Raw genomic sequence first — 22,895 nt, 5'->3', positions numbered from 1 at the left:
TTAGAGAGCTGGTGGTTGCTGTAAACCAGTAGGACAACTTAATCAAGTGGGCTGATGTTTCACATGAAACCAAATGGTATCATGCTTCTTAATTCTTAATAAGGTAAGAGATGACACAACTGTGTTAATTGAGGTGGTACCGCGTCAGATTAGTAAACGCCCTCACGTAGATCGATCTACGTGAGTTTTTTGATGTTAAAAGTAGGGTGATGAATGGAAAATGTCTATCAAAAATTAGATAAGTACAGAGTGCTAGAAACAGAGAGATTAGTGCTTCGTCCAGTGACAATGGCAGATGCTGAGGAAATGTATGCTTACGCTTCCGATGAAGAAAATGTGCGTTGGACTTTTGCTGCCAATCAATCGCTGGAAGAAACCAAAAACATTATCGCTAGCATCTATCTAGCTCATCCCTTGGGACGCTGGGGTATTGAGCTAAAAGAGACTGGCCAGTTTATTGGCACCATTGACATGCATGATCTAAAAGAAGACGTAGGTCGTGCTGAATTTGGCTACACCTTAGATAAACATTTTTGGAATCAAGGTTATATGACAGAAGCTGCAAGAGTTTTTGCAACCCTCTTTTTCGAAAAACTCGATATGAATTGCTTGATTGCTCGTCATGATAAAGAAAATCCAGCATCTGGTCGGGTCATGCAAAAGATTGGTATGAGATTCAGTCATGAAGAGCCTTACGCTAAGCTTGATAAGAAAGTTCCCAATCGTTTTATCACTATGATGCATTACACCCTCACTAAAGAAGATTATTTTAAAGAAATTGACAGTGTTGTCAACTAACTGTAAAGGAGAAAAAATGACTAGACCAATTATTTTAACAGGAGATCGCCCAACTGGGAAATTACACTTAGGACACTATGTTGGATCCCTCAAAAATCGCGTCCTTTTGCAAAATCAAGATAAATATGACATGTTCGTTTTCTTGGCTGATCAACAGGCTCTGACAGACCATGCTAAGGAATCAGAAATGATCAAAGAATCTATAGGGAATGTAGCCTTGGACTACTTGTCAGCGGGTCTTGATCCAGAAAAATCAACCATTTTCATCCAAAGTCAGATTCCAGAATTAGCTGAATTGACCATGTACTACATGAACTTGGTATCGTTGGCACGTTTGGAACGCAATCCAACTGTTAAAACAGAGATTGCTCAAAAAGGCTTTGGAGAGTCTATTCCATCTGGCTTCTTGGTTTACCCTGTTTCACAAGCAGCTGATATCACAGCTTTTAAAGCTAATCTTGTACCTGTCGGAAATGATCAAAAACCGATGATTGAGCAGACACGTGAAATTGTTCGTAGCTTTAACTACACTTACAAGTGTGATGTTTTGGTCGAACCAGAAGGGATGTATCCAGAAAACGAAGCTGCTGGTCGTCTGCCAGGTCTTGACGGTAATGCTAAGATGTCTAAGTCACTTGGCAATGGGATTTATCTTTCTGACGATATGGACACTGTCCGTAAAAAAGTCATGAGTATGTATACAGATCCAAATCACATTCGCGTGGAAGATCCAGGACAAATTGAAGGCAATATGGTCTTCCATTATTTAGATATTTTTGGTCGTGAGGAAGATCAGACGGATATTGCTGCTATGAAAGAACACTATCAATCAGGTGGCCTTGGAGATGTTAAAACCAAGCGTTATCTTTTGGACATTTTGGAGCGTGAATTATCACCAATCCGTGAGCGTCGTTTAGAATTTGCCAAGGATATGGGGCAAGTCTTTGCCATGCTTGAAAAAGGTAGTGAAAAAGCACGCGCTGTAGCAGGACAGACGCTCTCAGAAGTGAAAGAAGCGATGGGAATCAATTATTTTTAAGCATTGATAAAGAGTTGATAGGAAAAAAGGGCTTAAAAACAGAAAAGGCTTAGAATGACGTTGGCAAGAAACGTTGATTCTAAGCCTTTTAACATGGTTTGATGTTCAAACAGAAAGCCTAATACTCATTAAGAATAAAAATCTGACGTTGTCTAGATTACCTTGATGAATTTCAGTTCTATCTGCATCTCTTTTCCTAGTCAGATTGTGATTTTCTTCGAGTATAACATTTGAGTTTCTGATTAGTTTTTTTATGGTTTCGAGAAATGATTTAGGATAGTCACCGATTGTTTATGAATCACCAATAAGTTAAACCATGTCTGCTGTTAGGATAGTGACCAAATAGTTAGAATTAAAGAACTGATTAGTATTACCTAAAGATAGAGAGCTTTAATTTCTCTGGTATTTGTGCTACAAGAATTAATCGAACTCTCTCAAAAATTCAGATAGTTTTTCTAATCCTTTTTGCAAAGTCTCTGTGTGAGTACAGTAACCGAGCCTAGCATAACCAGGCATATCAAAACGATTTCCAGGAACGAGAAGAACGCCTTTTTCTTTGAGTAAACGAATGCAAAAACTTTCTGTTTCTTCTGGAATATCTAACTTAATAAAAGAGGTTGACACGTGTCTTGGAAAGATTAATGATACTCTTGGCTCATTAGCTACCCAATCTTTTACTATTTTTAAATTACGCGATACAATGTCGTGATTTCGTTTTAAAACGAATTCCTTATGTTTTAAAACATGTGTGGTGATCAAATCATCAAAAACACCTGCACAAATCATTGTGTAATCACGGTATTTGCGAAAAATATCAGCTAATTGATCATTTGAAACAATCCATCCAACACGAACACCAGGGACAGAATACGTTTTTGATAAGCTATTAGTTGAGATTCCTTTGTCATAGAGGTCAACAATAGCTGGAACATCTATATTGTCTTCCAGTGGTTTATAAACTTCATCAGAAACAATATAGGCACCAACTTGATCAGCAATTGAGACTAATTCTTCCAAAAATACCCTGTCCATAACAGCACCAGTAGGATTATTGGCATTATTGATACAAATCATTTTGGTATTTGGTTTTATCAATTGGCGTAGGTCATCTAATGACGGCAACCAATTGTCTTCTTCACGAATTTTCCAAAGTGAAACATCAGCACCAAAAGAACGTGGAATGTCATAAAGTTGCTGATAAGTAGGGTAAAGCGAAATGACATGATCTCCAGGTTCTATCAAACTATAAAGAGCTAAAAAGTTAGCTCCAGTAGCTCCATTGGTTTGCAGTATTTGGCTGGGTTTAACGGTTTGATATAGTTTAGCAACTTCTTTTTTGAATTCTGGAGATCCCTCAATCCAACCATAATTCATTTTTTTCTGAAGTAATTCGTTAAGTAAGTTTTCTTTGTCTGCGGGATTGAGCTCTAAAATCTCTTCAAGAGTCATCGAAGCGATTGAACTACCAGCAATATCATAGATGGCATCATTTTCCCAGACATTTAGCCATTCTTCAACACCAAACGCATTGATTTTCATAATTGTATCCTTTCTGACATTATCATATCATTTTTTATTTCAGAATGGTAAAAAGAGACAAGTGCTACCCGCCTCTTTATACCAGACTTTTGTGTCTATTAAAATGAAATCTGTCCTGTTACTAATCTAAAGATAGCAAGGAGGGCACCGGCAACAAGGAAGACTAATAAAATTAACTCAGCTTGTGAAAACACTTTTTTGATGCCTTTTTGTTTACGTGCTTGGATATAGAAGAAGATTCCTACTAAGTAAGCAATCAAACAAAGTAAGAAGTAGTCGATACCAGAAGCCCAAATGACCCAAATAAAGAATACAGAACCAATCAGTCCTAGAAGCATTTGTTTAGTGTCATTTAAGGATTTGGATAATTTTGTCTGATAGAGAACGACATATAGCCAAGAGATAAACATGGCAGCTGTACAGAGAGCATAGGCAAATTGGTAAGCAGATTCGGTGAAGAGTAGAGTGAACATGAAAACTTGTGTTAAGGCTGTCATGAAAAAGAGTGAGTAAGTAGGAACACCTTGATTGTTTAATTTACCAAATTTAGCAGGCAATAGGTCTCTTTGGGCCATGATTAGGGTTGTTTCAGCGGGAAGCATTGTCCAAGATAACCAAGCACCGAAAATAGAGATAATTAATGCGATGTTGACAACAATTGGGAACCAGCTTCCAACATTTTCTGCTAGGACATATCCCATAGCTGGATTTGGAAGTCCAGCAATTTGTTCACGTGCTAGGATACCATAGGGTAAAATGGAAGCAGCAATATAAACCACCAGAAGTCCAATAAGTCCAAGGACGGTTGATTTTCCAACGATTGCTTTACTACTAGCTCGATCAGACATCATAGCAGCACCTTCAATACCAACAAAAACCCACATAATAACCATCATTGAGCTTTGAATTTGCTTAATAACAGATGATAGTTCGAAACTGCCAGAAGTTGTTCCCCAGAAATTATCCATAAATGTATTAATATCAAAGAAAAGGATAGCTAAAATAATATAAAAGGCAAGGGGAAGAAGTTTACAAAGAGTAATAATAGTGTTTAAAGAAGCGGCAGACTCTACACCACGATTAACTAAGAAATAAAGTCCCCATAGGATGACAGAAGCAACTAGAATAGATAATAGATTGCTACCGTCACCGAAGGCTGGTAAGAATCGTCCGATTGTCTTCATCATCATGGTTGCAAAGGCAACGTTACCTAACCAAGCAGATAGCCAATATCCCCAACCACTGATAAAGCCATTAAAGGGTCCAAAACCGTCTTCAGCGTAGCTAACAATACCTGAGAGTTCAGGTTTTTTATTAATAATATTAACGATAGATAGGCATAGAGTTAGAACCCCAAGACCAGCAATAAGCCAGGCCATTAAAGCCCCACCAGGTGATGCAGCATCAGCCATATCTGTAGGGATAGCAAAAATACCAGCGCCAATGGAGGAACTAATAATAAGTGCTGTTAAGGCAATAATCCCTAATTTTTTTGGTTCTTTAGACATAAGAGATACCTGTTCTTTCTTTTGCATTCAATTAATGTTTTACGATAATCGTACCACTGTCAGAAGCAATGAGCTCACCTAGGTTTTCTAAAGAAGTAATGACAGCTTTAGAGTTTGGCTTATTATTGACAAAAGCCATGGTAGCTTCCACTTTAGGGAGCATTGAACCTGGTGCAAATTGTTCCTCTTTGATATAGTCTTCTAGCTCTGCAACAGATACGCGTTCTAGTTTGGTTTGATTTGGTTTATTGAAGTTTACAAAGACATAGTCAACTCCTGTTAACACTATGAAAAGATCAGCATCTACTAGCTCAGCGAGTGTTTGAGAAGCAAAATCTTTATCAATAACGGCTTCAACACCAGTTAGATGACCGCTATCCTCTTGAATGACAGGAATACCGCCACCACCGGCAGCAATGACAACTGAGCCACTGTTTAAAAGAGTACGGATTGTTTCGATTTCTTTAATGTTGATAGGTTTCGGTGAAGCGACAACTTTACGCCAACCACGGCCAGCGTCTTCTTTAAAAGTAGCACCTGTACGTTTTTCTTCAGCCTTAGCTTCTTCTTCTGTATAGAAAGGTCCTATTGGTTTAGAAAGATTGTTAAAAGCAGGGTCATTTTTATCAACAATAACTTGTGTAATAACAGATGCTACTTCTTTTTCAATACCTTCATCTAGTAAAGCATTTTGTAAGGCATTTTGAAGCCAGAAACCAATAGATCCTTCTGTCATAGCTACGAGACTGTCTAATGGAAAGGCAGGGTTTTTATCGGAATCAGCAGCGATATTTTGAAGTAAGAGATTACCAACTTGTGGTCCATTACCATGAGTGATGATCAACTCATCGCCATTTTTAATGAGTTTAACGAGGTGTTTGGCAGTATCTTCTAAAGCCTTTTGTTGTGCTTGAGCACTAGGGTCACTAGAAAGAATAGCATTTCCTCCCAAGGCAACCACTATTTTACGATTTGTCATGTTTTTCTCCTTAAAGTAACCTTTTTGCCTATGATGAAAGGGCTGGGCTTTAGCCAGTCCAGCCCTTCTAATAACGGTAGATGAATTAGTCGCTTAACTATTTAAACTTTTGGGATAAAGAGATTTCCAAGAGTTGCTGCCATAACGGCTTTAATGGTGTGCATACGATTTTCAGCTTGATCAAAGTGACGACCATATTTGCTACGGAAGACTTCATCTGTCACTTCCATCTCTTTAACACCGAATTTTTCTTCGATATCTTTACCATAAACGGTATTAGTATCATGGAAAGCAGGGAGACAATGTAAGAAAATTAAATCTTCATTGTCAGCTTTTTTGATAAGATCCATATTGACTTGATATGGTGTCAATAATTTAACACGTTCTTCAAACTTATCTTCTTCTCCCATCGATACCCAAACATCGGTATAGAGGACGTCAGCTCCCTTAACAGCTTCGTCGGCATCTTCAGTGATGACTAATTTTGCGCCACTTTCTTTAGCGTAGCCTTTCGCAAGTGCGACAACTTCGTCTGAAGGGAATAACTCTTTTGGTGAGAAGATGCGCACGTTAACACCAAGGATAGCACCAGTTACCAAAAGTGAGTTTGCCATGTTGTTACGACCATCTCCACAGTAAACTAGGGTAATTCCTTCAAGTTTACCGAAGTTTTCTTTTACAGTTAAATAGTCTGCCAACATTTGAGTTGGATGCCATTCATCTGTAAGACCATTCCAAACTGGAACGCCAGAGAATTCAGCAAGTTCTTCAACCATCTTTTGACTAAATCCTCGGAATTCAATACCATCAAACATACGTCCCAATACTTTAGCAGTATCTTCTGTTGATTCTTTTTTCCCTAATTGAATATCATTAGCACCTAGATATTCTGGATGAGCACCAAGATCGATTGCAGCAGTTGTAAAAGCAGCGCGTGTACGTGTAGATGTTTTTTCAAATAAGAGGGCAATATTTTTGCCTTCTAGGTAACGATGTGGGATACCTCGTTTTTTAAGGTCTTTCAAATGAGCTGAAAAATCAATGAGGTATTCGAGTTCTTCACGGGTAAAATCTTTTTCTGCTAAAAAACTACGTCCTTGAAATACTTGAGTCATAAGGGTTATTCTCCTATCTTTTTGTTCATTTACTATTAATCATCTTTAGCATAATAGAACCTTTATATCTGGCTATAAATGCCTATTGATTCTATAGTTGCTAGGCATTAAATTTCTTCACGTTCGAAAGGCATTGACATACAACGTGGTCCACCACGACCGCGGACCAATTCACTTCCGTGAATCTTGATTAATCGAAGACCTTTAGATTCAAGGATTGCATTAGTGATAGTGTTGCGATTGTAAACAACGACTACCCCTGGTGCAATTGTCAATGTGTTTGATCCATCATTCCACTGCTCACGACCGGCTGCAACTAAATTTTCTCCTCCACAGCGAATGAGTTCAACCTTTTCAATCCCGAGATTATTAGCCAATAGTTCAGCTAAATCACCTGTTTCTTCGACGATTTTGAGAGAGTCATTTTCATAAGTGACAGAGTAAACTCTCAAATCTCCTTCAATTTCTGGATGAATAGTGAACTTATCGTAGTCAACCATTGTAAACACTGTGTCAAGGTGCATGAATTTACGATTGTTGGCAAATTCGAAAGCCAGTACTTTCTTGAAACCAAGCTCTTTTTTAAAGATGTTAACCAATAATTTTTCAATAGAAGCAGCATCGGTACGTTGAGAAATACCGACAGCTAGAACATCTTTCGATAGAACAAGCTCATCTCCTCCTTCAATACGTGTTGTCTCATCACGGTCATAGACTAGAGGTACTTTTCCACCGCCATAGATTGGATGATGCGTAAAGATATATTTACCATAAAGTGTTTCACGATTACGTGTCTCAGCAAACATATGGTTTAGTGAAACGCCTTTGCCGATAGTTGCAAAAGGGTCGCGTGTGAAGTATAGATTTGGCATAGGATCAATCGCGAATGGATAGTCAGATTCAACCAAATCCGTCAATCCTTTTTCTTCATCTGGAATGTCAGGAAGTTCTGATTTTTGGATACCTGCCATTGTTTTTTCCACGAGTTCCTGATTGTCCTCGATTGATAAGAGTAGCTTGCGAATGGCTTTCTTGGTAGCACGACCACGGATATTAGCTTCTGAAAGATATTCATCAATAAAAGCTTCTTTTATTTCCGGCGTGGTTAGGGATTCAGCAGTCAAAGTTTCTAAGTATAGGACCTCAACACCTTCATCACGAAGTGCTTGAGCAAAGGCATCGTGTTCTTTTTGAGCGTCTTCTAAAAATGGAATATCATCAAAAAGAAGACGTTCAAGATAGTCCGGCATAAGGTTTTCAATTTCTTTACCTGGACGATGCAACATGACTTTTTTGAGTTTTCCAATCTCTGAGAAAACATGAATTGGACTTGTGTGAGACATACTATTCTCCTTTCATGATAGTGAGATGATAAATACTATCTCGTTTTGTTTACGCTTTCATTTTACTATTTTTTTTAAAAAAAGAACGGATTATTTCACAGCTAAACTGTTAAAAAGTTAACAGTTTTTAGATAAAAAATGTATCATTATATAAATGTAAGCGATTTCTATACATTTTTAAACGTATTTAATTCAAAAATGATAATTTATCAATTTAAAAATCCTTAAAAAAAAATGAAAATAGATATCTCTATTTTCATAGGCGACTATTTTAGAAAAAAGATTATTTAGCTCAGATTTATTTTAGTATGTTTTTGATCTAAAATCATTTGTTGTGTTTTAGCTGATAAGAAATAGTTAGTTTTTTCCTCAATAAAATCTAAAGCTTTTTTAAATTCTGCTTCTTTTGTGATATCAATCAATTCAATGACTAAAAAAGCATTGACGGTTTGATCCGTAATCATGGTCCTGGCTCCATCCCGCCAATTAAAGCAGCGACAAACTGCACCAGCATTATCAATATAAGCCAATTCACCTGGTAGAGTAGGCTTGTTTTCATCATCTCCGATAAGGTAAAATTCATCCCCACCATTAGTAATGGTTAATCTCAAATCCCCTTCAAATGTATCAAGATCTTCTGCACCAATAGGTAAAGCAAATTGGAGACTGGCAGCATTGTAGATATCAACCAGAGGGCTTATTGATGTGACAGGATTGCCTGAATCAACACGTTTTAAAAGTGCTTCAATGCTGGAACGGGCTCCTTTCTTAGTTTTAAATTGTTGGTAAGCTTTTCGATAAGTCTGGATGACATCATTCTGGCTAAATTGCTCTTCTTGGAGATGTTTTTTTGCTAGGTTATTACTAAGGGATAGTAGCTGTTCTAGTTCGTCTACTAGGTCTTCATTCATTTGGTAGTTATGGATTAATATAACTCCAATTTTAGAATGGGGAAACAACTTCCAGTAACTATCATCAACAATAAATGTTTTCATGTGAAGTCTCCTTTTAAGGTAATATGCAACCACATTATGTCATAATAAAATTAAAAAAGCAATAATATTTAAGCTATTCAAAAAACTTAACTGGTTTAAAAAAAATAGTTTTGCCTTATGTTTTTTGATATAATGAGGGATATAAGCTACTACAGGCAAATAGGCTGAAAGGAATGTTTCACAAACCAGAGTGATTTCAAAAGAACAGTATATCTATTTAAGAGGATTAGAGGATTTCAAACATTTTACTATTGAGCAGTTTGATCACATTGTTGCTCATATTAAGTATCGTAAGGCCTTAAAAAATCATACCTTGTTTTTTGAGGGAGATAAACGTGATACCTTATTTTTGATAGAAACAGGGCATGCCAAGTTAGAGCAAGCAGATGTTTCGGGAGATTTTATTTATACTGATTATGTGAGACAAGGAACCATTTTTCCGTATGGAGGGCTCTTTCTAGAGGAACATTACCATTTTTCAGCTGTTGTTATTACAGATGTCACTTATTTTTTGATCCCTATGTCACTGTATGAAGAATATTCACAGAACAACATGAATCAGATGAGACACTTGTGTCAAAAATACTCACGCTTACTACAAATTCATGAAATAAGATTACGAAATATGGTTACTTCAAGTGCTAGGACACGTGTTGTTCAATCCTTGGCGACTCTTCTATTAGAAGTCCCAATTGAGGAAGGTTATCTACCATTTCCTATTACAACAACTGAGATTGCTAGCATGAGTGCGACGACTCGTGAGACAGTAAGCCATGTACTTAAGGAGTTACGGAATCAAGGCATTGTTGATTTGAAGGGAAAGAAATTATTATATAGCAATAAGCATTATTTTAAAAAATTTTTGGAATAAGGAACTGATATGAATAAAAAAGAGGCACGACATCAATTGATTCGTTCGTTAATTACAGAGACAAAGGTTCATACTCAGCACGAGTTAAGAGAGCTTCTTGAAAAAAATGGTATTTCTGTAACTCAGGCTACGCTATCACGTGATATGAAAGAACTCAATCTCATTAAAATTAATGATATTAATCATGAATCAACAGAAACTTATTATGAAATTCATAGTATTTCTCAAGAACGTTGGGAAAAACGTTTACGCTTCTATATGGAAGATGCGCTTGTGATGTTGTTTCCTGTACAACATCAAGTTGTCTTAAAAACACTGCCGGGTTTGGCACAATCTTTTGGTTCTATTTTGGACTCTATTTTATTACCGGAAATTCTGGCAACCGTTTGTGGCGATGATACTTGTCTGATTATTTGTGAAGATAATGAGAAGGCACAACAATGTTTTGAAAAACTAAGTCAATACACACCTCCATTTTTCTTTTCAAAACGATAGGTCCTTTCTTTATAAAAGGATGCTTAGATAATCATAGGTATTCGTTTTAGGATAAGATGAGAGTAAGCTGTATTGACAATGATATGTCAGATTATTACGCTTATTACTAGTGAAGAAGCAAGTTCTATTGGGAACTTGTTTCTTTTTGTAAAGGAATAACTTTTATAAAAAGCAGATTTTAAATGAGATATTGCAATGAAAAGTTCGTAAAAATACAGAAAATTTTTATTTTTAATTTTAAGAGGTTCTTGCTAAAATATCGGTTGACAAAATATTTTAGCATGATATGATAGTAAAAATAAAATTTAATTAACAGCATAAAAGGAGAATATTTCATGTCAAATTGGGAATCTAAATTTTTGAAAAAAGGCTTTACTTTTGATGATGTCCTACTCATTCCAGCAGAGAGCCATGTTCTACCAAATGAGGTGAACATGCAGACAAAATTAGCTGATAATTTGACTCTGAATATTCCTATTATTACAGCAGCCATGGATACTGTCACAGACAGCAAGATGGCGATTGCGATTGCACGTGCGGGTGGACTTGGTGTTGTTCATAAAAACATGTCAGTTCAAGCTCAAGCAGAAGAAGTGCGTAAAGTTAAACGTTCGGAAAATGGCGTTATTATTGATCCATTTTTCTTAACGCCAAATCAAAAAGTTCATGAAGCGGAAGACCTCATGCAACGCTATCGTATTAGTGGTGTTCCTATTGTAGACTCTATGGATAACCGTAAATTGGTTGGAATTATCACTAACCGCGACATGCGTTTTATCTCAGACTATAATTCCTTTATTTCAGAACATATGACAAGTGAGAATCTTATTACTGCAGAAGTTGGTACTGATTTGGCTACAGCTGAGCGTATTCTCCATAAACATCGTATCGAAAAGTTACCACTTGTTGATGAGCAAGGTCGTCTTTCAGGATTGATTACTATCAAGGATATTGAAAAAGTTATTGAGTTCCCTAATGCTGCTAAGGATGAATTTGGTCGTCTTTTGGTTGCAGGGGCTGTAGGAGTTACGTCAGATACTTTTGAACGTGCTGAAGCTCTATTTGAAGCAGGTGCAGATGCTATTGTTATTGATACAGCGCATGGTCATTCAGCAGGTGTTCTTCGTAAAATTGCTGAAATCCGAGCACACTTCCCAACCAAAACATTGATTGCTGGTAACATTGCGACAGCAGAAGGAGCACGTGCCCTTTATGATGCTGGTGTCGATGTGGTTAAAGTTGGTATCGGACCAGGATCAATCTGTACAACGCGTGTTGTTGCGGGTGTTGGTGTTCCTCAAATCACAGCTATTTATGATGCTGCTAGTGTTGCGCGTGAGTATGGTAAAACGATTATTGCTGATGGTGGAATCAAGTATTCAGGGGATATTGTCAAAGCTCTTGCAGCTGGCGGTAATGCTGTCATGCTTGGATCAATGTTTGCTGGTACAGATGAAGCGCCAGGTGAAACAGAAATTTTCCAAGGTCGTAAATACAAATCATACCGTGGTATGGGGTCGATTGCAGCCATGAAGAAAGGCTCAAGTGACCGTTACTTCCAAGGTGCTGTTAATGAAGCTAATAAACTTGTTCCAGAAGGTATCGAAGGACGTGTTGCTTATAAAGGTTCTGCAGCCGACATTGTCTTCCAAATGCTTGGAGGAATCCGTTCAGGAATGGGTTATGTTGGAGCTGCTAACCTTCAAGAACTTCGCGAAAATGCTCAATTCGTTGAAATGTCAGGTGCAGGCCTAAAAGAAAGCCATCCACATGATGTTCAAATCACAAATGAAGCTCCTAACTACTCTGTCCACTAGGGAATAGATATTCAAAGAGAGGGCGACAAAAAATCAGTAATGTAAAGCGGTTGATTTCTTTGTTTCACGTTTGCAGAGTGGTGTGGAACTGTAAAAACTGATAAAATTAGAGCAATGGAACCCACTTAACCACTGAATATTGATCAGCTATTTAATAAGAATTGAGAGACTAGGATTTTTTACTCTAGTCTCTTTTTGGTGACTTACAAAAATAAGAAATGTTTTGACATTAGAAATAAATAAAACCATTGACAAGGCGAGTAAACTTTATTAAAGTATTTTAGTTATGATTTTTATCATAATGCTCAGTCATGGTTTGCCTATGATGTTAAGAGCATATATTTAATGACATTTTTTAATGAAAGGTATCTATTGTGGAAGGTATTATTTTTGCATTGATTCCTATGTTTACATGGGGATTGATTGGATTTACATCAAACAAGATTGGTGGCACTGCCAATCAACAAACACTTGGTTTAACAATCGGAGCACTTTTATTTGCACTTGTTTCTTGGATTGTTGTTAGACCTGAAATGACGTGGGCGCTCTGGATTTTTGGTATTATTGGAGGATTACTTTGGTCCGTTGGGCAAAATGGTCAATTTCATGCCATGAAGTATATGGGTGTTTCTGTAGCACAACCTCTTTCAAGTGGTTCTCAGTTGCTATTAGGTAGCTTAGTTGGAGCTCTTGTTTTTCATGAATGGACAAAAGCAATTCAATTTGTTCTTGGTTTATCAGCGCTTGTGATTTTGCTTGTTGGTTTCTACTTTTCAAGTCGTCAGGATAAATCAGAGTCTATTGAAGGTTTGGCAGAGAGAGATTTTCCAAAAGGTTTTAGAGCTTTGACTTATTCAACCCTCGGCTATGTTTCTTATGCTGTTTTATTTAACAATATCATGAAATTCGATGCCCTTTCTGTTTTACTGCCAATGGCAGTTGGGATGTTTTTAGGGGCGCTCTTCTTTATGAGAGGGAATGTTGCTTTTGAGCCTGTTGTTCTAAAAAATTCTGTTGTTGGTTTGCTATGGGGAACTGGTAACATCTTTATGTTACTTGCCGCCGCTCAAGCTGGCTTGGCAATTGCTTTTAGTTTTTCACAATTGGGGACGGTTATTTCTATTGCAGCAAGTATTCTCTTTCTTGGGGAAAAAAAGACCAAAAAAGAACTCCAATGGATTTTTATTGGCACAGTTTTATTTGTTATTGGAGCAGTCCTATTAGGTATTGTAAAATCATATTAAAAAATCAGGTTCTGTTTAGGAACCTGATTTTATTGTACCTTGATTAATGGTAAAGACAGTCATATTCTCTGGAACTTGTTTAAGATGATCCAGACTTGTTGTGGTAATAAATGTTTGCACATTTTCTTTTAAGACGGCTTCGAGTAATTTTGCTTGACGGTGATTGTCAAGCTCACTCATAACATCGTCAAGTAAAAGAATGGGATAGTCTCCTGTTGATTGTTTAATCAGTTCAATTTCAGCCATTTTTAAAGAGAGAATCAAGCTACGATGTTGACCTTGACTACCGAAGCTAGCATTCATATCATTGATAAAAAAGGACATGTCATCTCGATGCGGACCGATACCAGTATTTTTTTTGAAGATATCACGTCGATGTTGATTTGTCAGTTGTTGTAAAAAATCTTGGCGTAAAGTTGACAAATCTGTAAACTTCACAGAAGAATCGTAAGTGATTTTTAGTACCTCTGTATCTTCTGAAATAGTGGCATGATGCTTAGCCGCCTCTATTTCCAAATCTTTAATGAACTGATGTCTATGTATCATAACGCGACTACCAAAGTCAGCCAGTTGTTCATCTAAGACTGATAAAAAGGTGGTGTCAACTTTCTCAGTATTTTTTAAATAGGCATTCCGTTGTTTTAAGACATGATTGTATTGGCTTAAATCTGATAAATAGATAGTTTTAATCTGCCCCAAGTCAATATCTAAAAACTTTCGCCTTAAACTAGGTGAGCCTTTAATCAGCTGTAAATCTTCAGGAGCAAATAAAACGACTGTTAAATTCCCGATGTAATCTGACAAGCGATTTTGTTTTAAATGATTGACCTTTGTAATGCGCCCTTTATCTGATAGGTGAATTTCTAAGGGCACTTTACCATTTTGTTTATGAACAATGCCAGAAAGATGGAGATTATCTTGATTAAAAGCAATCAATTCTTTATCGGAGCGCGTACGATGACTACGTGTCAGGGATAAAAAGTAGATAGCTTCTAAAAAGTTCGTCTTTCCTTGGGCATTACGACCGATAAAGACGTTAAGGTTTTGTGAAAAATGAGCAGAGATATCTTGGTAATTACGATAATGGTTGAGAGTAATGCTTTCAATCCACATGATTTACATCCCAGGGAAGCGCACAGGTTTTTTAGTTTGTCTGGCAGTTTTTGATGTTGTATTAGCTTTTTTGACCTGTTTCTTATTGTTTTTATTCATTTTTTTCACCAATTCAGCTACTCGATTTTTTTCTTCTAAATCAAGCTGGTGCTGTTTAAATTCTTCTTCATTTGGCTGAATAAGTGTAATCGTGATACCCTGGCTAAGCAGTTCAACTTTGTCCCCACGACGTAATTTTTTCCCACGACGTTTTTCATCTTGACCATTAAATAGGACAGTATTGTCAGCCAAATAGCCCTTTATAGCACCTCCACTTTGGATGATACCAGTTTCTTTTAAAAGAGCTTGTAGAGTAATATAGTCGTCAAATAGTTTGTAATCCATTAGTCTCTCCATATCTTATTTGAAGCCATTATACCATAAAAAATGGTATAATTTATGGAACTACTCTTTCTCAAAGGAGCTTAAATGGAAATTGTCAAAGGTGTCAATTTGCACCTCATTAAGAATGAATCTTTGAAAACTGTTCAGGTCAAATGCCGTTTTAGTGGTTACTTGGATAGGAAAAATGTAGCAAGAAGAGTTTTAGTTGCTCAAATGCTAGAGACTGCCAGTAAAGCTTACCCAACCAATCGCCATTTGCGAAAAAAATTAGCTAGCCTTTACGGTGCAAGCTTGTCAACTAACGTTATGACAAAAGGGTATACACATTGCGTTGACATTGATGCCTCGGTGATTAGTGATGCCTATAGTTTTGAATCGCATTCGTTATTAGAAGAATTACTAGATGTCTTTAAAGAGATTTTGTTCAATCCTTTAATCACGACAGAGCAATACCAGCCTTCTAGTTTTGAATTAGAAAAACAAAATGTTATGGCAGCGATTGACACTGAAAATGAAGATTTGTTTTATGTAGCTGACCAAGAACTTAAAAGACAATTTTTTGGTGATGATTGTCAGGCTTTGTCAACCTTGACAACTAAAGAACTCTTGGAAAAAGAAAATTCATTCACAACTTATCAAGAATTTCAACGCATGTTGCAACATGATCAAATTGATATTTTTATCGTTGGTGACTTTGATGATTATGAAGTCATCAAGATTTTCCACCAGTTTCCATTCAAAGAACGTCATTTAGATTTAACGTTACTTTACAAGCAAGATTATACTAATGTCATTTCAGAATATTTGGAGCAGAAAGAAAGTAAGCAAAGTATTTTAAAGATTGGTTATCATCTACCTTTTAGCTATGGTGATAAAGAAATGGCATCGGTTGCCGTTTACAATGCTTTGTTGGGTGAACTACCTACTTCCAAGTTATTTGTTAATGTTAGAGAGAAGAAGGGATTGGCTTATGCTATCGGAAGTCACTACGATTCGTTTTCACAATTATTCACTATCTATGCGGGGATTCAAAAAGCGAATAAAACCTTAGCTTTACGACTGATTTTAAAACAGACTAAAGAATTGCGTTTAGGAAAAATGACAAAAGATGAAATTGAGCAAGCAAAAATTGTGTTAAAAAATCAGCTATTAGCTGCTCAGGATTACCCTAAACAATCCATTGAGCTAGCCTATCATCGCCACTATTTTAATAGAGATAACTCACTTGACAATTTATTGACAGAGATTGACAATGTTAGTAAAGAGTCTATCATTGCCGTTGCTAAAAGAATGAAGTTACAAGCCATATATACTCTAGAAGGGAGCGCTTAAGATTGCAGAGAAATAATCGCGAATATCCAGAGTTGAAACTGTTCGTTCAGCGTGTAAAGCTTGACTGTGGTTTACAGTTGGTCTTGATACCTCGTCCAAACTTTAATGAAAAGCAAGTGATGATTGCAACCAATTTTGGGTCTACTGCTAGCTCCATTAAACTTGCTGATGGTCAAGTAGATTATCCTTTTGGGGTGGCTCATTTTTTAGAACATAAGATTTTTGAAATGAGTGATGGGAAAGATGCTTTAGAAGATTTTACAGCTCTGGGAGCAGAGGCCAATGCCTTTACGACTTACCAGCAAACAGTTTACTATTTTTCAACAGTTAATGAGATTAAGGAAGGTATCAAACAACTGATTACTTTAGTTAGAGAAAGGCATATGACACATGAGAGTGTTGATGAGGAACGGCCAATTATTCAAAATGAAATTTTGATGTATGAAGATGATAGTGACTATCAGATGAATAAGGCTCTTTTAGCTAATCTATATCCCAATACAGCCTTGAGTGAAGACATTGCAGGCAATGAGCAGACTGTAGAACAAATTTGCTTAAGTGATTTAACCTCTGCTCATGATTATTTTTATCAACTGAATCAATTAACAATGGTTATTGTAGGTAAAATTGAAGTTGACGATGTTGTCAATGATATTGACGGTTTTGTAAACAAAGATGTCAATGAGAGGTCAGTAGCTGTTATGCCACTCCAAATACATCCTATTGTTACATCAAGTCGTTTGTCAATGGATGTTACGCAACCTAAGCTAGGTTTGGGCTTTAGGGTCGTAAATGAGTTAGAAGGAATAACTTATCATTGCTATAAGCTAGGTTTGAGGTTATTTTTATCTATGTTATTGGGGTGGACTTCTGAGACTTATCAGGATTGGTATGATAATGGGCTAATTGATTATTCTTTTGATTTCCACCTTGAAGTCACCTCACAATTTAAATTTGTGACAATTACTTTTGATACGGATCAGCCGATTGCGATGACTAGGAAAGTGAAGAAATTATTCCAAACATTTGCAACAAATGCTGACTTTTCAGAAGAACATCTGATCCTTTTAAAAAAAGAAATGTATGGTGATTTTATAAAATCTTTAGATTCGATTGATCAGTTAGCCAATCAAATGACACTTGCTTTGGCGGATGGTACAGATTACTTGGAAACAGGAGAACTTATCCGTAAGATATCATTGGAAGATATTCATAAGATAGCAAACCATTTTGTATCTCATATGGAAGCAACTACTGTTACTATTTTTCCAAAATAAGTCATGGGAAAATGATGGATTTTTTGATATACTAGAGATTAACGAAATGGATTAGAAATGAGGGGTTGACACATGATAAAAAAATCAGTTGGAACGCAGTTAAGAGATGGTCGCGAATCTAAACATTATAGTCTCGATGACCTTGAAGCCTTAACTGGTATAAAATCCTCTTATCTTCTATCCATGGAAATGGATCAGTTTTCACTTTTACCAAGTAAATCTTATGAAATTTCCTATATCAAAAAATATGCTGAAGCGGTTGATTTAGATCATGAGGAACTGTTACGTGATTATCACATTGCAGTCGCTGAAAGGCAAGAGAGATTGGCAACTCAAATAGTTTCTAATGATGACAAAACTGAGAAGGACACAGAGTCTTACAGCCGATCAGATAGTGGACAAAAATGGACTAGTCATCGCCAGTTTAAAACATCACCAGCAAGAAAAAACTTTCTCTTTCCTATGGTGGCCCTGTTAGCTTTGGTTGTTCTGGTTAGTTTATTATGTTTTGTTTTTTGGAAGCGTGATGCCTTGGATAATAAGCAAGAGGAAAGTCAAAGTTTTCAGCAAACGTCAACAAACCGCGAATCTTCAACGAGTTCATCTAGTGAACTACCAATACTTGAAGTCACACCAGCGGGTGATGGGCTTAATCTGACAGCAAGCTTATCTAAAGCTAGAAAACCTGTAGATATTGTGTTTAGTTTATCAGAAGGAGCTCCAGACAACTGGTTTTCAGTATCTAATTCAAACTACGAATCAGGTGCAACGCTCAACCAAGAAACACCGACAACTCGTGTAGCTTTGTCGGAAGATACGAGTGAGACTCTTATTACACTTGGCAATACTTCTGGTATTATGGTGACTGTGAATGGACAGGAACTTGATTTATCATCATTACTAGCTGATACAACTGGTTATATTACATTAACGATTGAGTAAGGTACAATGACAAAAAAAGAAAATATCCCTAATTTATTAACTGTAATTCGCATCTTCATGATTCCCCTATTTTTGCTACTAACGTCTTTTTCTAGTAGTCTATTTGGTCATATCGTAGCAGCGATTATCTTTGCTGTAGCGAGTTTTACAGACTACCTAGACGGTTATTTAGCACGTAAATGGCACGTAGTGACTAACTTTGGTAAATTTGCCGATCCTTTGGCTGATAAAATGCTTGTGATGAGTGCCTTTATCATGCTTGTTGGTTTGGGAATGGCGCCAGCTTGGGTATCAGCAGTTATTATCTGTCGTGAGTTGGCTGTAACGGGACTTCGTTTACTTTTGGTTGAAACTGGTGGTGAAGTTTTGGCAGCAGCTATGCCTGGTAAGATTAAAACAGTGACTCAAATGTTAGCTGTTATTTTATTACTATGTCACTTAAACTTTCTAGGAACAGTCATGCTTTATATCGCTTTATTCTTTACGATTTACTCAGGATATGATTATTTTAAAGGTGCTGGTTTCTTGTTTAAAGACACTTTTAAATGATGAGTGAGCGTATGATTGAGGTTTCAAATTTATTTTTTAAATACCAGGAAGATCAAGAAGATTATACTCTAAAAGATGTTTCGTTTCACGTGAAACCTGGAGAATGGTTATCTATTGTAGGACATAATGGTTCAGGAAAATCAACAACAGCTCGGTTACTCGATGGTTTGTTACTAGCAGAATCAGGTGATATTCACATTGCTGGTAAAAAGTTAACTGAAGAAAATATTTGGGAAATTCGACAGGATATTGGTATGGTTTTTCAAAATCCTGACAATCAATTTGTTGGTGCCACTGTTGAAGATGATGTTGCATTTGGTCTTGAAAACAAGGGTATTAGTCATTCTGAAATGACCAATAGAGTCACGGAAGCTTTGGCATTAGTTGGGATGACGGCATTTAAAACACGTGAACCTGCTAGACTTTCTGGGGGACAAAAGCAACGCGTAGCTATTGCAGGTGCTCTTGCAACTCGACCTAAAATTTTAATCTTTGATGAGTCAACGAGCATGTTGGATCCAGATGGCCGTCAGGAACTATTGGGGACGATTCAAACAATCCGCCAGCAATTTGACATGACCATTATTTCAATCACACATGATTTAGATGAAGTTGCTCTTAGTGATCGTGTTATTGTCATGAAGTCGGGTGAAATTGAGTCAATTTCAACACCTAGGGAACTCCTTTCACGAGGTAATGATCTGGTGGCACTTGGTCTAGATTTACCATTTACGGTTCGTTTGCAAGAATCTTTGCAGGATATTGGATGGCAATCAAAAGAATACAGAACAGAAACAGAATTGGAAGATGACTTATGGGAATTTCTCTCAAAAATGTAAGTTATACCTATCAAGCTGGGACACCCTTTGAAGGGCGTGCCCTTTTTGATATTGATTTGAAGATTGAAAAAGGGTCATATACGGCCTTTATCGGACATACTGGTTCAGGTAAGTCGACCATTATGCAGCTGCTGAACGGTCTGAATATCCCGACAGAAGGAACTGTTTATGTTGATGATTTTGAGATTGCTTCGTCTGCCAAGCCTAAAGATATTAAGTCAGTAAGGCAAAAGGTTGGATTGGTTTTCCAATTTCCTGAAAGTCAGTTATTTGATGAAACTGTTTTAAAGGATGTGGCTTTTGGACCACAAAATTTTGGTGTTTCTGTAGAAGAAGCTGAAGACCGTGCTCGTCAGAGTTTGAAACAAGTAGGAATTTCTGAAGATTTATTTGATCAAAATCCATTTGATTTATCGGGTGGTCAAATGCGACGGGTTGCCATTGCTGGTATATTGGCTATGCAACCAGAAATCCTTATTTTAGATGAGCCAACGGCAGGTTTAGATCCTAGAGGTCGCAAAGAGTTGATGACCTTGTTCAAGCAGTTACATGACTCTGGTATGACGATTGTACTAGTTACACACTTGATGGATGATGTTGCTGATTATGCTGATTATGCCTATCTACTTGAAAAAGGACAGATTGTCGCTCAGGGAAGTCCGGTCGATCTTTTCCAAGATGTTGCCTTTTTAGAAGAAAAGCAGGTTGGGGTACCTAAAATCACCAAATTTGCTTATCGATTGCAAAAAAGAGGGCTCTCATTACCATCATTACCGATTACGATAGAGCAGTTTAAGGAGGAGATTAGGCGTGGATAAGTTAATATTAGGTCGTTATATCCCTGGTGATTCTCTTGTCCATCGTTTGGATCCTCGTAGTAAATTGATTGCAATGATGCTGTTTATTATTGTTGTCTTTTGGGCAAATAATGTGGTGACTAATGCTATTATGTTGGCATTTACTTTGGTTGCGGTTATTCTTTCCCAGATTCCAGTCAAGTTCTTTATTAACGGTGTCAAGCCGATGATTGGGATTATCTTATTTACCACTTTGTTTCAAGTCTTCTTTACGACACAAGGTAATCCATTATTTACTTTTTGGGTGTTTAAAATTACGGATTTTGGCTTAGCTCAGGCTTTGTTGATTTTCATGCGTTTTGTTTTAATCATTCTGATGTCAACGATATTGACCTTGACAACAATGCCTTTAAGTTTAGCTGATGCAGTGGAGTCTCTTTTAAAACCATTACGTGTTTTCAAAGTACCAGCACATGAAATAGGTCTAATGCTATCGCTTAGTTTACGTTTTGTTCCAACTTTAATGGATGATACGACGAGAATCATGAATGCACAGAGGGCGCGTGGTGTTGATTTTGGTGAGGGAAACCTTATGCAGAAGGTCAAAACGATTATTCCTATTCTTATCCCCTTATTTGCGTCAAGTTTCAAGAGAGCTGATGCTTTGGCTACTGCTATGGAATCACGTGGTTATCAAGGTGGAGATGGTCGGACAAAATATCGTCAACTCAAGTGGCAGTTATCTGATAGTCTAACGATTTTAGCCTTTCTGCTACTTGGTGTCACATTATTTATGCTAAAAACAACTGTTTAAAAAATCAAAGTTGAGCCTCTCAGACTCAACTTTTTTATATGGATAATTGCCCTATATTAAAGTTAAAGGCTGTAACGGTAATGTTCTTTTTAAATGATATCTTTACACAATAGTAAACAAGTTATTAAAACAGATGCTAGATTCTTTACCAGATTTGTCAAGATTGTTTATAGTTTTGTCAAGTTAATTTGCTCGCTTATTGTCGCAGAATATCTTAATAGTTTTATTTATACGGCGTATGGAGCTTTTTGATAAATAAAAAGAGTGATTTTTGTCGGATATTTATGAATTTAACAAGGTAATGTCATATTTGTCATATAACTTTCATTATTAAGTAATAAAAGAAGAGTATGATAAATAAGGATCACTTTAAGAAAGAGATATTTTACTATGAAACGACATTTAAAAGAAAATAAATTAAAGAAAAAGACCTTGTATTTGTTATTACCGCTTTTAGCTTTTGGTGCTATTCTGGGAGCAACAGGGGTTTTCAGTTCCAACAGTTACTTTTCAAAAGCAGAATCCGAGGAAGTTGAGATAAAACCAACACAGGAGACCAGTAGTCAAGCTTCTTCAAGTGAGGCCACAAAAACGTCAAGTACTTCTAGGTCATCTGCTAGTGAAACTGCACCAAGTTCAAATGAGGCTTCAACTACTAGTGAAGCTCCTGTCAGTGAGGTTGCTGCTGTAGCAGCGCCAGAGACAGCGGCAGTAGCTACAAATTCAGAACAAGCAGTGGCATCTGAGGTGGCTTATAATACGCAAGTAACAGCGACACCCGTACAACAGACACAGCATTATGCGGCGCCAACATCTACAGGTGCTTTAGCTAATGGTAATACTGCTGGTAAGGATGGAGCTTATGCAGCAGCACAAATGGCGGCAGCCACAGGTGTAGATCAAGCAACATGGGAACACATTATAGCTCGTGAATCAAATGGTCAAGTTGGTGCTCGTAATGCTTCTGGCGCCTCAGGGCTTTTCCAAACTATGCCGGGCTGGGGTTCTACAGCTACTATCCAAGATCAGATTAATTCAGCTATTAATGCTTACAATGCTCAAGGCTTATCAGCTTGGGGTTATTAATATAAAAGAAGTTGACAGA

Annotated in this window: 22 protein-coding genes and 1 other annotated feature (1 of these 23 cut by a window edge); of the genes, 14 read left to right on the top strand and 8 right to left on the bottom strand. The window is 37.0% G+C overall.

Annotation, left to right across the window (positions count from 1 at the left end; translation table 11 throughout):
- Positions 1 to 167, top strand: a binding site (T-box leader) (it extends 42 nt beyond the left edge of the window).
- 46 nt (positions 168 to 213) lie between these two features.
- Together C0J00_RS10375 and trpS are read left to right on the top strand one after the other, a co-directional pair.
- Entirely contained in the window at positions 214 to 798 is a 585-nt protein-coding gene (locus C0J00_RS10375; protein WP_104968780.1) for a GNAT family N-acetyltransferase, read from the top strand.
- A gap of 16 nt (positions 799 to 814) precedes the next feature.
- On the top strand, positions 815 to 1,837 hold the full coding sequence (trpS, locus tag C0J00_RS10370) for a tryptophan--tRNA ligase (RefSeq protein WP_104968779.1): 1,023 nt from the start codon (positions 815 to 817) through the stop codon (positions 1,835 to 1,837).
- 420 nt (positions 1,838 to 2,257) lie between these two features.
- Here the strand turns inward: trpS and C0J00_RS10365 are convergent, their stop codons facing one another.
- The 6 genes from C0J00_RS10365 to C0J00_RS10340 all read right to left on the bottom strand — a co-directional run bounded on the left by C0J00_RS10365 (position 2,258) and on the right by C0J00_RS10340 (position 9,316).
- A complete protein-coding gene (locus tag C0J00_RS10365; RefSeq protein ID WP_104968778.1) occupies positions 2,258 to 3,376 on the bottom strand; it encodes an aminotransferase in 1,119 nt (372 codons plus the stop codon).
- Positions 3,377 to 3,474: 98 nt separating this feature from the next.
- The gene (arcD, locus tag C0J00_RS10360) at positions 3,475 to 4,884 is read right to left on the bottom strand and encodes an arginine-ornithine antiporter (protein ID WP_104968777.1); all 1,410 of its coding nucleotides are present in this window, start codon (positions 4,882 to 4,884) and stop codon (positions 3,475 to 3,477) included.
- 31 nt (positions 4,885 to 4,915) lie between these two features.
- The gene (arcC, locus tag C0J00_RS10355) at positions 4,916 to 5,863 is read right to left on the bottom strand and encodes a carbamate kinase (RefSeq protein WP_104968776.1); all 948 of its coding nucleotides are present in this window, start codon (positions 5,861 to 5,863) and stop codon (positions 4,916 to 4,918) included.
- A 101-nt stretch (positions 5,864 to 5,964) separates the two neighbouring features.
- Positions 5,965 to 6,978, bottom strand: a complete 1,014-nt coding sequence (argF, locus tag C0J00_RS10350; protein WP_104968775.1) for an ornithine carbamoyltransferase — start codon at positions 6,976 to 6,978, stop codon at positions 5,965 to 5,967.
- A 107-nt stretch (positions 6,979 to 7,085) separates the two neighbouring features.
- Positions 7,086 to 8,321, bottom strand: a complete 1,236-nt coding sequence (gene arcA, locus C0J00_RS10345) for an arginine deiminase (RefSeq protein WP_104968774.1) — start codon at positions 8,319 to 8,321, stop codon at positions 7,086 to 7,088.
- A 287-nt stretch (positions 8,322 to 8,608) separates the two neighbouring features.
- Positions 8,609 to 9,316 carry a B3/B4 domain-containing protein gene (locus tag C0J00_RS10340; RefSeq protein ID WP_104968773.1) on the bottom strand — a complete coding sequence of 236 codons (708 nt, stop codon included), beginning with the start codon at positions 9,314 to 9,316 and terminating at the stop codon, positions 8,609 to 8,611.
- Positions 9,317 to 9,506: 190 nt separating this feature from the next.
- Here C0J00_RS10340 and C0J00_RS10335 point away from each other — a divergent pair, with 190 nt between their 5' ends.
- From C0J00_RS10335 to C0J00_RS10320, 4 genes are all read left to right on the top strand, one after another.
- Positions 9,507 to 10,187 (top strand): Crp/Fnr family transcriptional regulator, encoded by a 681-nt coding sequence (locus tag C0J00_RS10335; protein ID WP_104968772.1) that lies wholly within the window; start codon positions 9,507 to 9,509, stop codon positions 10,185 to 10,187.
- Between the two features lie 9 nt (positions 10,188 to 10,196).
- Positions 10,197 to 10,682 carry an arginine repressor gene (locus C0J00_RS10330; protein WP_104968771.1) on the top strand — a complete coding sequence of 162 codons (486 nt, stop codon included), beginning with the start codon at positions 10,197 to 10,199 and terminating at the stop codon, positions 10,680 to 10,682.
- Positions 10,683 to 11,017: 335 nt separating this feature from the next.
- On the top strand, positions 11,018 to 12,499 hold the full coding sequence (gene guaB, locus C0J00_RS10325; protein ID WP_104968770.1) for an IMP dehydrogenase: 1,482 nt from the start codon (positions 11,018 to 11,020) through the stop codon (positions 12,497 to 12,499).
- 374 nt (positions 12,500 to 12,873) lie between these two features.
- The gene (locus tag C0J00_RS10320; protein ID WP_104968769.1) at positions 12,874 to 13,743 is read left to right on the top strand and encodes a GRP family sugar transporter; all 870 of its coding nucleotides are present in this window, start codon (positions 12,874 to 12,876) and stop codon (positions 13,741 to 13,743) included.
- A gap of 15 nt (positions 13,744 to 13,758) precedes the next feature.
- On the opposite strand, the gene recF is transcribed toward C0J00_RS10320, so the two are convergent.
- On the bottom strand, positions 13,759 to 14,856 hold the full coding sequence (recF, locus tag C0J00_RS10315) for a DNA replication/repair protein RecF (protein WP_104968768.1): 1,098 nt from the start codon (positions 14,854 to 14,856) through the stop codon (positions 13,759 to 13,761).
- Between the two features lie 3 nt (positions 14,857 to 14,859).
- Positions 14,860 to 15,240 carry a S4 domain-containing protein YaaA gene (yaaA, locus tag C0J00_RS10310; RefSeq protein ID WP_104968767.1) on the bottom strand — a complete coding sequence of 127 codons (381 nt, stop codon included), beginning with the start codon at positions 15,238 to 15,240 and terminating at the stop codon, positions 14,860 to 14,862.
- 84 nt (positions 15,241 to 15,324) lie between these two features.
- Between yaaA and yfmF the strand changes: the two genes are divergently transcribed.
- The 8 genes from yfmF (at position 15,325) to C0J00_RS10270 (ending at position 22,876) form a co-directional block, all read left to right on the top strand.
- Positions 15,325 to 16,572, top strand: a complete 1,248-nt coding sequence (gene yfmF, locus C0J00_RS10305; protein ID WP_104968766.1) for an EF-P 5-aminopentanol modification-associated protein YfmF — start codon at positions 15,325 to 15,327, stop codon at positions 16,570 to 16,572.
- 2 nt (positions 16,573 to 16,574) lie between these two features.
- Positions 16,575 to 17,849: an EF-P 5-aminopentanol modification-associated protein YfmH gene (yfmH, locus tag C0J00_RS10300; RefSeq protein WP_104968765.1), complete on the top strand. Its 1,275-nt coding sequence runs from the start codon at positions 16,575 to 16,577 to the stop codon at positions 17,847 to 17,849.
- Between the two features lie 72 nt (positions 17,850 to 17,921).
- Positions 17,922 to 18,791, top strand: a complete 870-nt coding sequence (locus C0J00_RS10295; protein WP_104968764.1) for a helix-turn-helix domain-containing protein — start codon at positions 17,922 to 17,924, stop codon at positions 18,789 to 18,791.
- Between the two features lie 6 nt (positions 18,792 to 18,797).
- Positions 18,798 to 19,340, top strand: coding sequence for a CDP-diacylglycerol--glycerol-3-phosphate 3-phosphatidyltransferase (pgsA, locus tag C0J00_RS10290; RefSeq protein WP_104968763.1), 543 nt, complete (start codon positions 18,798 to 18,800; stop codon positions 19,338 to 19,340).
- A gap of 11 nt (positions 19,341 to 19,351) precedes the next feature.
- Positions 19,352 to 20,179, top strand: coding sequence for an energy-coupling factor ABC transporter ATP-binding protein (locus C0J00_RS10285; RefSeq protein ID WP_104968886.1), 828 nt, complete (start codon positions 19,352 to 19,354; stop codon positions 20,177 to 20,179).
- Entirely contained in the window at positions 20,155 to 20,997 is an 843-nt protein-coding gene (locus C0J00_RS10280; protein WP_104968762.1) for an energy-coupling factor transporter ATPase, read from the top strand. The genes C0J00_RS10285 and C0J00_RS10280 overlap by 25 nt, the downstream gene beginning before the upstream one ends.
- Positions 20,990 to 21,790: an energy-coupling factor transporter transmembrane component T family protein gene (locus tag C0J00_RS10275; RefSeq protein WP_104968761.1), complete on the top strand. Its 801-nt coding sequence runs from the start codon at positions 20,990 to 20,992 to the stop codon at positions 21,788 to 21,790. The genes C0J00_RS10280 and C0J00_RS10275 overlap by 8 nt, the downstream gene beginning before the upstream one ends.
- Before the next feature lie 390 nt (positions 21,791 to 22,180).
- Entirely contained in the window at positions 22,181 to 22,876 is a 696-nt protein-coding gene (locus C0J00_RS10270) for a lysozyme family protein (RefSeq protein ID WP_104968760.1), read from the top strand.
- The last annotated feature ends 19 nt before the right edge of the window (positions 22,877 to 22,895 follow it).

This window comes from Streptococcus pluranimalium (assembly GCF_002953735.1).
Taxonomy (GTDB): domain Bacteria; phylum Bacillota; class Bacilli; order Lactobacillales; family Streptococcaceae; genus Streptococcus; species Streptococcus pluranimalium.
This window is presented reverse-complemented; position numbering and strand designations above follow the sequence as displayed.